The 14,377-nt window shown below is 37.4% G+C and carries 14 protein-coding genes; 1 reads left to right on the top strand and 13 read right to left on the bottom strand.

Going from position 1 to position 14,377, the window contains the following annotated elements:
• Positions 1 to 296 precede the first annotated feature (296 nt).
• The 7 genes from LRP83_RS20795 to LRP83_RS20765 form a co-directional block, all read right to left on the bottom strand.
• Entirely contained in the window at positions 297 to 968 is a 672-nt protein-coding gene (locus LRP83_RS20795) for a GNAT family N-acetyltransferase (RefSeq protein ID WP_230498713.1), read from the bottom strand.
• 13 nt (positions 969 to 981) lie between these two features.
• Positions 982 to 1,653, bottom strand: a complete 672-nt coding sequence (locus LRP83_RS20790) for a GNAT family N-acetyltransferase (RefSeq protein ID WP_230498711.1) — start codon at positions 1,651 to 1,653, stop codon at positions 982 to 984.
• Between the two features lie 12 nt (positions 1,654 to 1,665).
• Positions 1,666 to 2,538 carry a carbon-nitrogen hydrolase family protein gene (locus LRP83_RS20785; protein WP_230498710.1) on the bottom strand — a complete coding sequence of 291 codons (873 nt, stop codon included), beginning with the start codon at positions 2,536 to 2,538 and terminating at the stop codon, positions 1,666 to 1,668.
• A 92-nt stretch (positions 2,539 to 2,630) separates the two neighbouring features.
• On the bottom strand, positions 2,631 to 2,936 hold the full coding sequence (locus LRP83_RS20780; RefSeq protein ID WP_230498715.1) for an iron-sulfur cluster assembly accessory protein: 306 nt from the start codon (positions 2,934 to 2,936) through the stop codon (positions 2,631 to 2,633).
• A 176-nt stretch (positions 2,937 to 3,112) separates the two neighbouring features.
• Complete coding sequence (locus LRP83_RS20775) at positions 3,113 to 3,802, bottom strand: ABC transporter ATP-binding protein (protein ID WP_230498708.1); 690 nt, start codon at positions 3,800 to 3,802, stop codon at positions 3,113 to 3,115.
• Positions 3,799 to 5,445 (bottom strand): ABC transporter permease, encoded by a 1,647-nt coding sequence (locus LRP83_RS20770; RefSeq protein ID WP_230498705.1) that lies wholly within the window; start codon positions 5,443 to 5,445, stop codon positions 3,799 to 3,801. Before LRP83_RS20770 ends, LRP83_RS20775 begins: the two co-directional genes overlap by 4 nt.
• Before the next feature lie 8 nt (positions 5,446 to 5,453).
• The gene (locus tag LRP83_RS20765; RefSeq protein WP_230498703.1) at positions 5,454 to 6,518 is read right to left on the bottom strand and encodes a Fe(3+) ABC transporter substrate-binding protein; all 1,065 of its coding nucleotides are present in this window, start codon (positions 6,516 to 6,518) and stop codon (positions 5,454 to 5,456) included.
• 154 nt (positions 6,519 to 6,672) lie between these two features.
• Between LRP83_RS20765 and LRP83_RS20760 the strand changes: the two genes are divergently transcribed.
• Positions 6,673 to 7,218: a GNAT family N-acetyltransferase gene (locus tag LRP83_RS20760; RefSeq protein ID WP_230498701.1), complete on the top strand. Its 546-nt coding sequence runs from the start codon at positions 6,673 to 6,675 to the stop codon at positions 7,216 to 7,218.
• 46 nt (positions 7,219 to 7,264) lie between these two features.
• Here LRP83_RS20760 and LRP83_RS20755 read toward each other — a convergent pair whose 3' ends face one another.
• From LRP83_RS20755 to LRP83_RS20730, 6 genes are all read right to left on the bottom strand, one after another.
• On the bottom strand, positions 7,265 to 7,621 hold the full coding sequence (locus LRP83_RS20755) for a GIY-YIG nuclease family protein (RefSeq protein WP_230498699.1): 357 nt from the start codon (positions 7,619 to 7,621) through the stop codon (positions 7,265 to 7,267).
• 16 nt (positions 7,622 to 7,637) lie between these two features.
• On the bottom strand, positions 7,638 to 8,393 hold the full coding sequence (locus LRP83_RS20750) for a DUF2087 domain-containing protein (RefSeq protein ID WP_230498697.1): 756 nt from the start codon (positions 8,391 to 8,393) through the stop codon (positions 7,638 to 7,640).
• Positions 8,394 to 8,504: 111 nt separating this feature from the next.
• Complete coding sequence (locus tag LRP83_RS20745) at positions 8,505 to 11,612, bottom strand: MMPL family transporter (RefSeq protein WP_230498695.1); 3,108 nt, start codon at positions 11,610 to 11,612, stop codon at positions 8,505 to 8,507.
• Positions 11,613 to 11,615: 3 nt separating this feature from the next.
• On the bottom strand, positions 11,616 to 12,068 hold the full coding sequence (locus tag LRP83_RS20740; RefSeq protein ID WP_230498693.1) for a MarR family winged helix-turn-helix transcriptional regulator: 453 nt from the start codon (positions 12,066 to 12,068) through the stop codon (positions 11,616 to 11,618).
• Between the two features lie 234 nt (positions 12,069 to 12,302).
• Complete coding sequence (locus tag LRP83_RS20735; RefSeq protein ID WP_230498692.1) at positions 12,303 to 12,899, bottom strand: AAA family ATPase; 597 nt, start codon at positions 12,897 to 12,899, stop codon at positions 12,303 to 12,305.
• A 163-nt stretch (positions 12,900 to 13,062) separates the two neighbouring features.
• Entirely contained in the window at positions 13,063 to 14,325 is a 1,263-nt protein-coding gene (locus LRP83_RS20730; RefSeq protein ID WP_230498690.1) for a dicarboxylate/amino acid:cation symporter, read from the bottom strand.
• Positions 14,326 to 14,377: the final 52 nt, after the last annotated feature.

Genomic DNA, 14,377 nt, shown 5'->3' with positions numbered 1-14,377 from the left:
TTATAGTAATATTTATTTGGGTCATCATCATGTCCTCCGTAAAATGGTTTCTTGGTCGAAAACATTGTAACACGGTCATGATGGTGACCTATTCTTTTTACACAATTATATGGGCATAATCGCTATTAGTTACCGTTTTCAGATAAAGACAGAATAAACGGTCACTATTAGAGGCTAATAGTTACCATTTTCAGGTAAAACCAGCATAAACGGTCACTATTAAGGACTATTAGTTACCGTTTTCAGATAAAGACAGAATAAACGGTCACTATTAAAGGCTTTAAAATGAACTTATTTTAAAAAGGACGTAACTCGACCGTTTCTTTTGCTTCTAACGCTTCAACCATTTCGTACCAAGCTTCCGGTTTGTTAGGTAATACTGAATAGTAACGTTTCAAGAACTTCACAATTAAATCTGTTTCTAATTGGTCTGGATTGCTGTCCATTGGCAGGAAGGAAAGATCTAGTCCTTCGACAGCCTCCCCGTCATTATTCCAAGACGGATGAACATATGGGAAATTTAAACGTTTGTAGCCTAGATGAGATAGAACTTCACGACGAACATATGGATCCATCGGCTTTACGCCACCAAATTCATAATGGTCGACACGGTATGGGTCGTAAATTTCAGCAAACATTCCTTTTAACTTCTTTCCATTTGCAGATGCTAACTCAGTCAAATCCTCAGCTCGTTTATTCGCTAAGAAAGGCCCGATTCCTAGTCCTGCTTGACCGATAATCGTAAAATCAGTCATTGCAACATTAAAGTCTTCATAATAACGATATTCGGTTGCTCCAACCACTTTTCCTTCATGGACGGCAACAAAAACACGAATGCCTGGATCCTCGAGTGGTTCTTTCCAAAGGTCAAACTCTAAAACCTCTTCTGGTGGAAATACATTCTGCATTAGCTCATGCATTTGCTTAAACAATGGATCATTTATATTCGTAATTCTAGTGAATTCCATTTTCATAGTCTCCTTATTTATTCATTTTAAAGGGATTTTTCCATTCCATCAGCACCCCATAATTGTGGGACTCTCCATCTTCCAAATAGTTCGCCACCACTCTTACAGGCGTACGACCACAACGAAGGAGAAAGGTTATTACAGGGTCTTTTAGATCCCCTTTTTTCACAGCTTCTATATACTTTCCAGGTGACATATGCTCCGCATGGATATGGTAGTATGGCATTCTTCCACCGCCGAGCAACCGCTCCAGGTTTAACTGGACGACGACTTCATACATTGATAATATTAGCCATTTGCCTAAGCCTAACTTTCGGAAGGCAGGACGGACACTAATATCTACCACATACAATGTATTGCCTTTTGGATTATGGCTCCGAATATAGCCACTATCAGTGATATCCTCCCACGAATGATCTGGATCTTTAGGATCAAAGTCAACTAGCAGTCCTGTCATCGAACCTGCCATTTCGCCGTTGACCTCAATACATAAAGCGCCTTCAGGAAAAAGCGTCACATGATTGGTTAATTGTTCTTCGTTCCACCATAATTCGGATGGAAACGGTGGTGGAAAGCTCTCCTGCTGGATCAAAATTAATCCAGCAAAATCCTTTTCCTCATAATTTCGAATAACCGCAGGGATTGGCTTATCTTGGTCGAAAACAAATAATTCTTTTCGATACACGTTTGTCCCTCCCTATTTAGAATACTCTTCTTTCTCCCAATCAGGATAAAGGTCAGAGCGTCGATCGCGCCAAGTGGTGACAGAACCGCTTTCACGTACTTGATATAAAAGCTCTAGGTTAAGGTCTGCTGTCACGATCATATCTTGGTTAATTTCCCCTTCAACCACAATTCCGCGAGGAGGGAATGGAACATCATTTGGTGAGATGACAGCTGCTTGCCCGAAATTCCCACGCATGAAATCGACTGTCGGAAGCGAGCCAATGGTGCCCGTTGTCACAACATACACTTGATTTTCGATTGCTCGTGCATGGCTTGTATAACGTACTCTATGGAAGCCATGGCGGTCGTCAGTACAAGAAGGACAGAAAATAATATCAGCGCCTTTTGCTTTGGCAATACGGACAATTTCCGGGAACTCGATGTCATAACATGTTAGCATGGCAATTGTGCCTTTTTCCGTTTGGAAAACTTCAATACCCTCACCTTTAGACATATTCCATTCATTTACTTCGGTTGGAGTAATATGAAGCTTTGCTTGTTCGGCTACTTTTCCATCTGGGTAAAATAAATGTGCCACATTGTATAGGTTATCGCCTTTACGGATTACATGAGTTCCACCAATAATATGCATCCCTGTTTCTTTGGCTAGTCTAATAAATAAAGAACGATATTGTTCTGTATAATCTGGCAGTTCTTCAATCGTTAAGGCTCTTCCATCCTTGCCAATCGACATTAATTGTGTCGTAAAAAACTCGGGAAAAAGGATAAAGTCAGATCCAAACTCTTCGGCCGTTTTAATATAATGCTCTACTTGGTTAGCAAATTCTTCAAAAGAGGATATTGTATGTAAATGGTATTGAACAGCAGATACTCTAATTGTCAAAGAAATCCCTACTTTCTAACTTTATTCTGGTTTCTATTTTATTAGACTGGTGTGGATAATACAAAAAAAACGCCTTCATTGATCGGCGTTTTTTAGTGATGATGACCGTGTGAACCTTTTGATGGATTGGTGATAACAAATTCCTCACGAGGAACAAAGAAATATTGAATCCAGACCCCATCTAAAAGATCTTCTCGTGAATCTAAAAGTACATCAATCTCTTTGTCTGTTTTGACAATTTCATCGTGTTCGGTTGGTGTATCAAGCGTTAAGTCATAATGGGCATGATCACCATGCTTTTCACTTACGAAAACACGAACCATTTTTCCTTCATATTCTTCACTGCTTAATAGTTGGTTTAAAACCTTCGCTGCATTTCGATTGATTTTTACTTTCATCTTTTTCACCCATTCTCTTTTAATTTTCTTTAGCCTTTCTACTATCCTGATTTCTTTAGTCAACATATACAACATTTTTTTCATCTAAACATCTATTATTGCCAATGGTATACTTTTTAGCCCTTCGTTATAATACATTAAATAAAACAAGCAGATTCCGCTCGGAATCTGCTTGTTTAGCATGTCTGTAATACTTTGGTTTGAATGTTATTTAACGAAACTGCTTTTTTACCAAAAATGATACTGCGGTCACAAATGGACTCAACATCTTTTTTATCGTGCGATACCATAATACAAGTCATATCGGCCGTTTTCAAGATTCTGCGAAGGTCTTCTCTAATGCATTCCTTTAATTCCGAATCGAGGTTACTAAAAGGTTCATCCATTAATAATAGATTGGGCTTTGGTGCCAAGGCTCTAGCCAATGCAACCCGTTGTTGTTGTCCTCCACTGAGTTCATGCGGATATCTATTTCCAAAATCTTTTAGTTGAACTAAATCCAGCATTTCGATCAAACGTAACTGACGTTCTTTTTTTGAGAGACGTGATAAGCCAAAGAGAATATTATCCTTTACGCTCATATGTGGAAACAATGCATAATCTTGAAAAACCATTCCAACTCCTCTGTTTTCAGGCTGGATGAATAATTTTTCATTTACAACCGTTGTACTTGCGATGGTAATGTTTCCGCTAGTTGGCATTTCTAAGCCAGCAATTAAACGAAGCAACGTACTTTTTCCGCTTCCACTTGACCCTAAAACACCGACGATTTCACCTTTATCCATTGTAAAAGTAAAATCCTTTATGACTGGAGCAGCTTTTTTTGAAAACGAAAAGGTTAAATTTTGGATATCTACGATGTTCATTGTTTCACCCTCTTATCAATCATTTGAAAAACGATTACAGACAAAACGCTAATTCCAATTATGATGAGAGATGATACAGAAGCTTCATGAATCCTCTCATCTTTCGCATATTGGAAGGTCTTTGTGGCTAATGTATCGAAATTGAATGGTCTTAATAATAAGGCTAATGGTAATTCCTTCGTTATTTCAACGAATGTTAAAATAAAGCCGCTAAACAATGCTCCTTTTAGTAAAGGGAATTCGATTTTGAAAAAGGTCTTCGTTTTTCCTAATCCAAGTATTCTTGATGCTTCAGAGAATTTTGGTCCCATTTTTTCAAAACCTACCTCGACAGCATTATAACCAGTCGCCATGAATCGAATTGCATATCCAAAAATTAACATCACGACGGATAAGCTTAAAACAAGCTTTGAACTACCAAGTCCGAGATAGGCGTACATCGGTGCTAAGTATTTATCAAGATTAATAAACAGGGCTAGAACACCAATCGCAATAATCGCACCAGGAATCGAGTAGCCAGAAGTAATTAATTTGGATAAAACATATGAAAAAGTTGATTGAGACCGACAAACGTTTGCTACAATTACTGAAATAATTAGAACGATCGCAGTAGCAATGATTGCCACATAAACCGATTGATACATTAGCGTAAAAAACGTTTCATTCCAAACCTTACTGAAGGTTAATCGTGCCCACGAGATTAATTGCACAAATGGGATTAAAAACCCTAAAAGAAAGATAACCGAACAATAGAATGTCGCTGCTAACGCGAAAATTCCCTTTAGCTTGATTGGTACGAGTGGTCTTGATTTCGTATTCAAGTTATAACGTCTTCTTCTTCTCAGCAATCGTTCTATCATGATGACTCCTACCACTACAATCATTAACCACGCGGCTAGCCTTAGAGCTGAATCAACATCATACATACCAAACCATGTTTGAAAAATCGCCGTTGTAATCGTATGAATGCCAAAATAACTAGTTACTCCATAATCACTTAACACTTCATACATAACTAACATGGCACCGCCAACAATCGCAGGTCTTGATAAAGGTAGAATGACTTTGAAAAAGATCGCTAATGGCTTTCTTCCTAGTAACCTCGCATTTTCGATAAAGGCTGTGCTTTGATTTTCCAAGAAAGGTCTTGCAATGATATACACATATGGAAAGAGAAAAAACGAAAAGATAAAAATCGCTCCACGTAAATTTGAGAACGATAATAACTCTGCGTCTATTTGATAATCGAATTGATTTCGAAATGTCGATTGCACTACACCTGTATAGCTTAACATCGTACGATACGTATAAGCGGCAATATACGGTGGTATCGCTAGTGGTAAAATTAATCCCCACCGAAAAAAGCGCTTTAATGGAAAATCATAGGCAGCAACTAACCAAGCTAACGATACTCCTAAAAAAACGGTTGCTAAACTAGTGGATACCACAAGTATAATCGTGTTTTTCACATAGTTTTCCAATAGATACTCCCGAATATGAAACCAGTTTTCATTAGGCTCCTGGAAAATGGAGAAAAATATGAAAAGCATAGGCAGCAGAATGACTGCCGCCCCTATTATGCTGATGATAACCCAACCATTTAATTCTTTTTGTAGATATCGTTTCATTCGTTTTGCTGCCATGTTAATTCCTACTTCCAACCTGTTTTGTTGAAGATTTCAATCGCTTTCTTGTTGTGTTTGCCTAATGTCTCAAAGTCTAAATCTTGCATTTTGAAATCGCCCCAAGACTGAAGTAACTCAGGCTTTGCTGCTTCTTGATTTACCGGGAACTCATAGTTACCTGCTGATAAGAATTCTTGTGCAGGAACGCTTGTGATATATTCAATCAGCTTCGTTGCATTATTAGGATGCTTCGCGTGCTTCGTTAAACCGATACCACTAATGTTAACATGTGTACCATTTGTATCTTGGTTTGGGAAGAATACGCCTAATCCTTCTGCTACTTTCACTTCTTCTGGATCCTGTGAGTTTAACATTAAGCCTACATAGTAAGTATTCATGATCGCTACATCACCAGTGCCAGCTGCAATCGCTTTTGCTTGGTCACGGTCACCACCATCTGGTTGACGAGCAAAGTTTTTCACAATTCCTTCTGCCCATTGTTCCGCTTGCTCTTCGCCATTTAGTTCAATGAAAGAAGCAAGTAATGATTGGTTATATAGATTTGTAGATGAACGTGCTAAAACTTTACCTTTCCAGTTATCAGAAGTTAAGTCTTCGTATGTAGATAATTGATCAGGAGTAACACGGTCTTTAGAGTAAGCAATAATACGTGCACGAGTGGCCATTCCAATCCATTGATTATCAGCATCACGTAAGTTTTCAGGCACGTTAGCCTCGATTACATCTGAATTAACTGATTGTAAAATACCTTTTGCTTTTGCGTTGGCAAGTACTCCGCCATCAACAGTAATGAATAGATCTGCCTCAGTACTCTCACCTTCACGCTTTAAACGTTCGATTAGCTCTTCAGCTTCCCCTTTTACCACATTTACTTGGATACCTGTTTCTTCAGTGAAATTCTTAAATACTTCTTCGTCTGCCTCATAATGTCTAGCCGTATATACGTTAACCACTTTTGATTCTGTTTTTGATTTGTTATCAGATGCATTGTCTTTCTCACCACATGCAGCCAACGTTAATGTTAACAAAATACTTGCAAATAGAATAGTAAAAAATTTTGTAAACTTCATTTCTAATTTCCTCCAATTATATGATATTGATAATTATTCTCAATTTATAATGTAAGGATAATTGAAAATCATTCTCAAGTCAATAACATTTTTTCTGACTTTTTGTAGAAATTTAATTCATTTAGTAATATATTTACTAATTAGAGGGGGATTAATGATGTTTGTAGATGCGGTAATTGAGACTGATAGATTACGAATAAGGCCTTATCAATTGAAGGATGTAGATTCTCTTTACGAAGTAGTATCCGAACCTAATTTTTATCAATATGTACCTGAAGAAGTCCCCACACATGACGATGTAAGAAAAATTGTTGAGTGGTCCATGGATTGCAACTTGAAAAATACTAAAGAAAACATTATTAAGTTTAATCTTGCCATTATAGATAAGGAATATGATGAGTTAATAGGCTATTGTGGTTTAGGGCCTTTTGACCTTAATAAAAATAAAGTGGAGCTATATTTCGGGCTCTCAGAGCAATATCGTGGTATGGGGTTAGCGAAGGAAGCGGCTTCTGCTGTTTTAAATTATGGATTCAATGTCATTGGCTTGAATGAAATGGTCTCAACTGTTCATCCTGACAATATCGCTTCTGTTAAAATACTCGAAAGCCTTGGATTTGTATATTTCAATACACTTAAGGATTTGCCAAAGAATGAGGCGTATTTTGAAGGGCATAACTACTATGTTATCGAAAAATAACAAAAAAAATAATAGGTTAGCTGATTAGCCAACCTATTGTTTTTACCTATCTAGTTTTTTCTAGGTTATATCCCCGTTCTCCATAAGGCTGTAATTGTTCAAGCCACTTATCCTCCAGCTTTTCCAGTTCCCTCTTTTCGTCAAAGTAGCCTTCTTCTTTCTTTTTTAAAACCTCTAATACTTCAAAAACGAATGCATCCTTTCCAAATTGATTCCATTCTTCTTGAAGCATTTTATTTGTGTTTGTACCTGTTTCTAGCTGAAATTTTTTACCTGTTATTGTTTTCAAGTTCCGTGTACCTGCAATATATATTTTATGATTAATCGTATTCTTTATTTGATAGATTCCAGCTTCAATTGCTGTTTCTTTGTACATTTGTTTTAATTCTTTTTTTCTGTCCACTTGGATAACCTACCTTCTATTTTTTCAACCAATATTGGCTACCATCATTCTTTCTATCTAAAAAGCCATATTCGATTAAGTATCTTCGTAAAATCACGTAATCATCATAAATGGATTGCAATATCTCATTTGTTTCTTTTTCATCATAGATATGCTCAGGATAAAAGCCTTTAGCAATTTCCATTAAGACAACAAGCTTTTGTTTCTCTTTTAGGGGAAATTTACTTAAAGGACCAGTTGGACCTTCAGGAAAATACTTCTTAATGATGCCTTCTCTTTCTTTTTCGGTCACATTATAGCGGTCATCTATCATTTTCGCTGTCTTGTGAGGGGGAAGGAATTTTGGTGCATGCTGATCTTTTTCTTTAAGTAGCTCCATCATCGTCAAGAATACCCTTGCTTGGCGCTCTTTTTCTTTTAAAACAAAGCGGTGATTTCTAATTGTTGCTGCACTTCCAATTTCCATTTCCTTTTGAACCTCAGTATCTGTTTTTCCTTCGAAAAATAGCCGTAGGAGACGACTTTGGTGATCAGTAAGACCCGTTAACTTTTTATCAAGGTTTATTAAATAGTTAAACACGGACTGATGGTCTTTTTCGATATGAAGACGGGTAAATCTTTCTGCCTCATACAAAACGTCGTCTTCAGGATAAATAATCCCCTTTTCGATTTTCTTTCCACAAAGCAAACATAAATAATGCTCAGATTCTTCTATATACCCTTTCTTTAGCTCCTCAGGCGAAGCATTCCAGAACTGCTCTGAAGTTTGCATTTTATATAAACACTTCCTAATATTGTTTGTAATATACTAAACATAATATAATTACGTTTGTTTATTGTCAACAAAAAGACGCCTCCTATTAGGAGGCGTCAACTAATGATTCTATGCTCTTTTAAACGGCCACCAGTTTGCATTTCCAAAGTTCTTCACCATAACTGGGATAAACATTGGTAAAACAACAAATGTGTAAAGAAATAATCCAACTAATACAATACTAGCAATCTGTAATAACGATAACATTCCAGATGGCATCATCGCCGCGAAGGTTCCACCTAGGATGATAGCTGCGGAAATAATAACTGTCCCCATCTTTTTCATCGAAATCATCATTGCATCAGCGACTGATAGATCCTTATATTCATTAAAACGGTCCATTAGGAAAATACTGTAATCGACACCTAGTGCCACCAGGATAACGAAGCCGAAGAATGGAACGGCCCAGCTAATTCCTGTGTAACCTAGGATATTCACAAAGATTACTTCGTTGATACCCATTGATGTAAAGTACGTTAAGATTAATGAACCGATAATATAGATTGGCATAATAATAGAACGGAATAAGAATACTAGGATAATTGAGATTCCGACTAACATAAGCACAACGGTTCGAGAGTAATCATCACCTGAAACGGTACGTAAATCGGCATTCACACTTGTCATTCCGCCGATTGCAAGAGTAGCATTTTCAAGCTTTGTATTCTTGGTTGCTCTTTTGACTGCTGCTTCTACCTCAGCCACTTGATCAATCGCTTCATTGGAATAAGGATTCGCTTTAAAGATGACATCTAATGTCATGACTTTTCGGTCCTTTGACATATAGACGTTCAGTGCCTGCTCAAATTCCTCACTATCTAGTACTTCTTTTGGTAAATAAAAGCTATTTGAATTGGATTGAGTTAAACCAGATAAATAATCCTGAGCTGAGCCCAGCCCTTCTGAAACTTGATTTAGCCCTTTCGCACTTTGATCAAGACCATCTGTTAATTGGGTTAATTGCCCACCAAGATCACCAAAACCAGCTAGTAACTGTTCTTGGCCTTGATTAATTTCCCCTAAACCCCCTGTTAGCTTTGGCATATTAGAAACAATTTGTCCTTGACCATCCGCTAGCTTGTTTAAGCCTGCTTGTTGTTGCTCAATTCCTTTAATTAATTGTTCAAGACCACCTGCTAGTTCTTTTTGACCGGCTAACGCTTGCTCGAAGCCTACATTTGCTTTTGTCATCCCGCCATTAATTTGGGATAGTCCAGTATTTAGCTGAGTTAAGCCAGCAGAAAGTGGTGACATTTGCTGTTGTAAGGCTTGAACCGTCCCTTTAATTTTTTGATATTGTGCTTCTCCTGCCACACCTTCGTATTTCTTTTCTAAATCCGTGAAGTCAGAAGACGTAATTTGGTTCAGTGCAGTTGTTAAAGATTGTAAACCACTACCAATTTTCGTGTATTCTTTTTCTAAGTTTCCTATATTCCCATTAATATCTTTATAGCCTTTTAGAATTTGTTGATAGCCTGCTAATAATTCCTCTGCTCCCGCTTTTGCATCCGCTAATCCCTTCTTAAGCTGATTCGAACCAGCCGTACCTTGGCGAATACCAGATTCAATTTTAGCAAGGTTGGTTTGAATTTCTGTTAATCCATTTTTAATTTCACTTGTGCCAGAAATTAATTCATTAATTCCGTCTGCTGCTCCTTCTAATTCAGGTGCAGATTTGGATAATTCACTTCCCGCTTCATTTAGACCTTCACTAATTTTTTCAAGGCCTTCTTTCCCTTCTCCTAAACCTTTTTCGAGTGTTTCTGCTTGCTTAGCCACAAAGAAATCCTCGATTGGTTCTCCAGTTGGTCTAGTGACGGAACGAATCGTATCTACTTGATCAACTTTTTCTAGCTCTTGGCTAATTTTTTCTGCTAGACCAATGTATTCCACAGAATCCATTTCTTCATCATTTTTTAACACGATTTTAGTTGGCATCGATTCGCCTGCTCGGAAGCTATCGGCAATTGCATTAAAGGCTTTAATCGAATTCACATCGCCACTTATTTCTTCTAATTGGTTAAATGAAATTTTTCCATCATACTTAACTAGGAAAGGTACACAAATCAAGGCCACTACTAATAACGCTAAAAATGGACGAGCAAGTGAAAACCTTCCAAAAAACGCCCAAATCTTACTTTCACCATGCTCTGCTTTTGCTTTTGATGGCCAGAAAATTTTCTTACCAAGAACCGCCATGAAAAACGGTACGATTGTAAACAGAGCCACTAAGAGAAGTGCAACCCCGACTGCAACCGCCGCAGCTGATTGGTAAAGAATAAATTTCGAAAACCCGATTGCTGCAAATCCAATCATAACGGCCACGCCACTAAAGAAAACTGTGCGTCCAGCGTTACGATACGTTGCTACAATCGCTTCGGCAACACTTTCATGTTGTGCTAACTCTTCTTTAAAACGACTTAGTAATAAAATACAATAATCTGTTCCGATACCAAATAGAATCGCTACTAAGAAAATTTGCGTATAGTTCGAGATTGGAAAATCAAATTTGTCCACTAACATCGATACAATCGACTGTGACGCTAAATAAGAAAAACCAACTGTTAAAACGGGGATAATTGGCGCAACAGGTGATTTAAACACAAGAAGTAATACCGCTAAAATAAAGACTAGGGTAATTCCCTCTGTTTTCTTCAACCCTTCCTCAGAGCTTTTCATTAAGTCTTCGCTAATCATCCAACCACTTGTGTAATAATGATCAACATCAACATCATCAATGGCCGCATATAAAGCATCACTGACTTCAGTCGCTGTCCGGTCTTTGAATTCCACTGTAACGGAAGCTAAGATAGACTTTCCATCTTTTGAAACGAGCTGTTCCTTTAAGGCTTCTTCGTTAAAATGACTCAATATTTCTGTAATACCAAGCTCCGTTTTGTTAGCTTCTAGCTGGTGGATTGCTTTTTCTACTTCTTTTATCTCATCCGCTGTTAGCTTTTTCTCATTATGAAAAACAAGAGCTACCTGGGAGCCATTTTCATCATTTACTTCTGCCATGATTTCTTCCGCTAATGTGGAAGAATAGCCATCAGGAACAGTGATTTCACCCTTTTCCCGAACAAGCTCAGCCATATTTGGAGCAGCCATAAATAGCCCAGCGACAATGACAATCCAGGCAAGTAGGACAAACCATTTATTTTTAATAATAAAATTCACGAGCTACTCCTCCAACTTGTAGTTTATTAAAATTTGGTTAAGCTTTTCAAAGGTATTGATAAATTGATTGATTTCGTGGTGTTCAAATTTTGTAATTAGTCCTTCTACAAGGTTGTGAATTCTCTTTTCACATTGGGAATATAAATCCTTCCCTTTTTCTGTTAAGGTCAAATACACGACACGACGGTCCTTTTCATCTCGTGTTCTTTCAATTAAACCCTTTTCCCATAAACGTTGGATGATGGCCGTTATTGCACTCTTTTGCACATCAAATACTTCCGCTAATTCTGAAGATGTACAGGTACCAACTTGATTCATATACCTAAGGGTAAAATGCTGGTCATTTGTAAGATCACTGCCGATTTGCCCTTTGACAAGAGCCCCAGCTTTTTTCTCTACAGATTGGGACACGGCAATATAACGATCGACTAAATCTTTAATATTTGTTTCTGCCATTTTTATATATTCACCTCTTCTGTCATTCATTCTACTATTTAATAGTTCAATTGTTTAACTATTCATGTACAGTACTATAATTTAAAACATTTTTTAAGTCAATCATTATCATTGGGTAAAAGTAAATTGTCCATCATGGAGGCTATGATGGACAAAACAACCTTGTATTTGCTTGCAATTCCATAAAAAAAAAGGAGATAGCCCTCCCTTAGCTGGGAGAGCCATCACCTGTGACTACTTTAATAAACCGATTTCCTTCAACCTTATACTAAACCTATCAAGTACTTTCCTAACCTTTGTTCTTCGATCTGGAAGTAGCTCCATTGATGATAACTTTGCTATTCTTTCGACAACTTCCTCAATCGACAATGAATCAGTATGAATATGTTCTTGGAACGTATCCTTGGATAAACTGCTCAAGCGTTTGTCCATCTGTTGATATGCCCATGAATTTTCGCCTTCCAATCTTTTTCTTAATCGTTTTGCAATCGTCTTTTTTGAAGCTGATAAGGTAAAATGCTTCACGGTAATACCATCTTCTCTTAATCTACCGATAATTTCTTTAAAATATTTTTCATTGGTAAGCGTCATAGGTACGATAATTATTCCTTTGTAAGCTTCTGTTACTTGTTTTAACAAAAGGTAGTTTGTGTCTCTCCAAATCTGATAATCTTGAAAATCATCTTTGGAGATTTCTTTAGGCACATTTTTCATTAATACGTATCCAAATCTTTCGGGATCAAAAACGAATGAATTTTCCACTCGTTTTTGTAGTTCGTAAGCAGTTGTTGTTTTACCCGATCCGAAAGTTCCATTTATCCAAATAATCATATTGTTACCTCATTTTTTGTGGAGTATATATTTTAATATATTACAATCCATACTCGTAGTAATAGATTTATGTAGCATTATGATCAGGGATAAACAAAAAATAGATGCCATGTATCGTTATTTACACGATACTCTGACACCCATTCTGTACTGACTTATTTTCTTAAGTAAATTGTTTATTTTTCAAAGCATTGCTAATCCAATTCTTTCCTTCCACCAATCGTGTAACAAGCATGGCACATACCGTATTTCCAGTCGAATTAAGTAGGGTCGCTGGGGCATCTATTATCGTACTAATAACAGCGATAATCGGTAGTGTTTCAGGTGGGAATCCATAAATGCTGATAATGAGCATTTCGCCGATCATTCCGCCACCTGGAATAGCCCCCATCACTGCACCAACTAAAAAGGATACAGCAAGAATACTCAATATATTGGGGATGCTTGTTAAGTCCTTTCCAAACAAAGCAAAAAGGAAAACAATTTTCAGCACGCCTCCAAAAACGGAACCATCTTTGTGGGTGTTAGCTCCAAGCGGAATAATGGTTTCAGCAATATCTTTTGGTACTCCCATCTTTCTAACAGCTGCTAGGTTTACTGGAATACAAGCTGCACTTGAACAAGTAGCAATCGCGGTGACTGATGGTGTGATGGCATTTTTCCAAAAGAGCTTTACCCCAACTTTCCCACCTGCTATAAAGGCATAAAGAGTGAAGAAGCCAAAATAATAAAGAAGAGTGAGAATGAGATAAAGGACGAAGGATCTTGCATATCCTTCTAGAATCTGTGGACCCAACTCTCCGACAACTGCTGCAAAATAACAGCCAAGTCCAATCGGTGCATAATACATCACAATATTAACCATCTTCATCATGACAGCCGTAGCAGCTGACAAGAAATCTGCGACTGGTTTCGCTTTTTCACCAACCATTGCCGTTGAGATTCCGAATAAAAGCGAGAATACAATCAACTGAAGCATATTACTTCTGGATAGTAGTAAATGAAAATCAGGTACAGTGAAGGTATTAACTAACTGACTTAAGAAAGGAATTTGCTCCTGATTGGTTGTGTCAGTACTGCTCATCATTGCTTTTAATGCATCAATATCTGTGTTTTCAATAGGCTTAATGATGGATGCGCCTATTAACCCAAGAATAGCCGCAACAGAGGCTGTCACCAAAAATACCACTAGTATACTGCCCATTATTTTTCCAAGCCGCTTCATTCCATTCATATTTGAAATGGCTGAGGCGATGCTAAAAAATACTAACGGGACAATAATCATGAACATTAAGTTGAGAAATAAATCTCCAAATGGTTTCACGACTGCTGTCTTTTCTCCAAAAATCAAACCTGCCGCTCCACCCATTATAATGGCCGAAAGCAAGATTGCCGTGAATCGATAATTTTTAAAAAAGGATTTCAATCATAACACTGCCTTTCAAACTTTAATTCCTATATTAGTTTCTCCTGAAAAA

The sequence above is a fragment of the Pseudoneobacillus rhizosphaerae genome, assembly GCF_917563885.1.
GTDB classification, from domain to species: Bacteria; Bacillota; Bacilli; order Bacillales; family Cytobacillaceae; genus Pseudoneobacillus; species Pseudoneobacillus rhizosphaerae.
Note: the sequence above shows the minus strand (reverse complement) of the source record. Positions and strands in the feature narration are given on the sequence as shown.

Coding starts and splice junctions, on each gene's coding strand:
- LRP83_RS20765 (WP_230498703.1), bottom strand. CDS start 6,518: ATGAAGTTTACAAAATTTTTTACTATTCTATTTGCAAGTATTTTGTTA.
- LRP83_RS20770 (WP_230498705.1), bottom strand. CDS start 5,445: ATGGCAGCAAAACGAATGAAACGATATCTACAAAAAGAATTAAATGGT.
- LRP83_RS20750 (WP_230498697.1), bottom strand. CDS start 8,393: ATGCAAACTTCAGAGCAGTTCTGGAATGCTTCGCCTGAGGAGCTAAAG.
- LRP83_RS20740 (WP_230498693.1), bottom strand. CDS start 12,068: ATGGCAGAAACAAATATTAAAGATTTAGTCGATCGTTATATTGCCGTG.
- LRP83_RS20760 (WP_230498701.1), top strand. CDS start 6,673: ATGATGTTTGTAGATGCGGTAATTGAGACTGATAGATTACGAATAAGG.
- LRP83_RS20735 (WP_230498692.1), bottom strand. CDS start 12,899: ATGATTATTTGGATAAATGGAACTTTCGGATCGGGTAAAACAACAACT.
- LRP83_RS20780 (WP_230498715.1), bottom strand. CDS start 2,936: ATGAAAGTAAAAATCAATCGAAATGCAGCGAAGGTTTTAAACCAACTA.
- LRP83_RS20795 (WP_230498713.1), bottom strand. CDS start 968: ATGGAATTCACTAGAATTACGAATATAAATGATCCATTGTTTAAGCAA.
- LRP83_RS20775 (WP_230498708.1), bottom strand. CDS start 3,802: ATGAACATCGTAGATATCCAAAATTTAACCTTTTCGTTTTCAAAAAAA.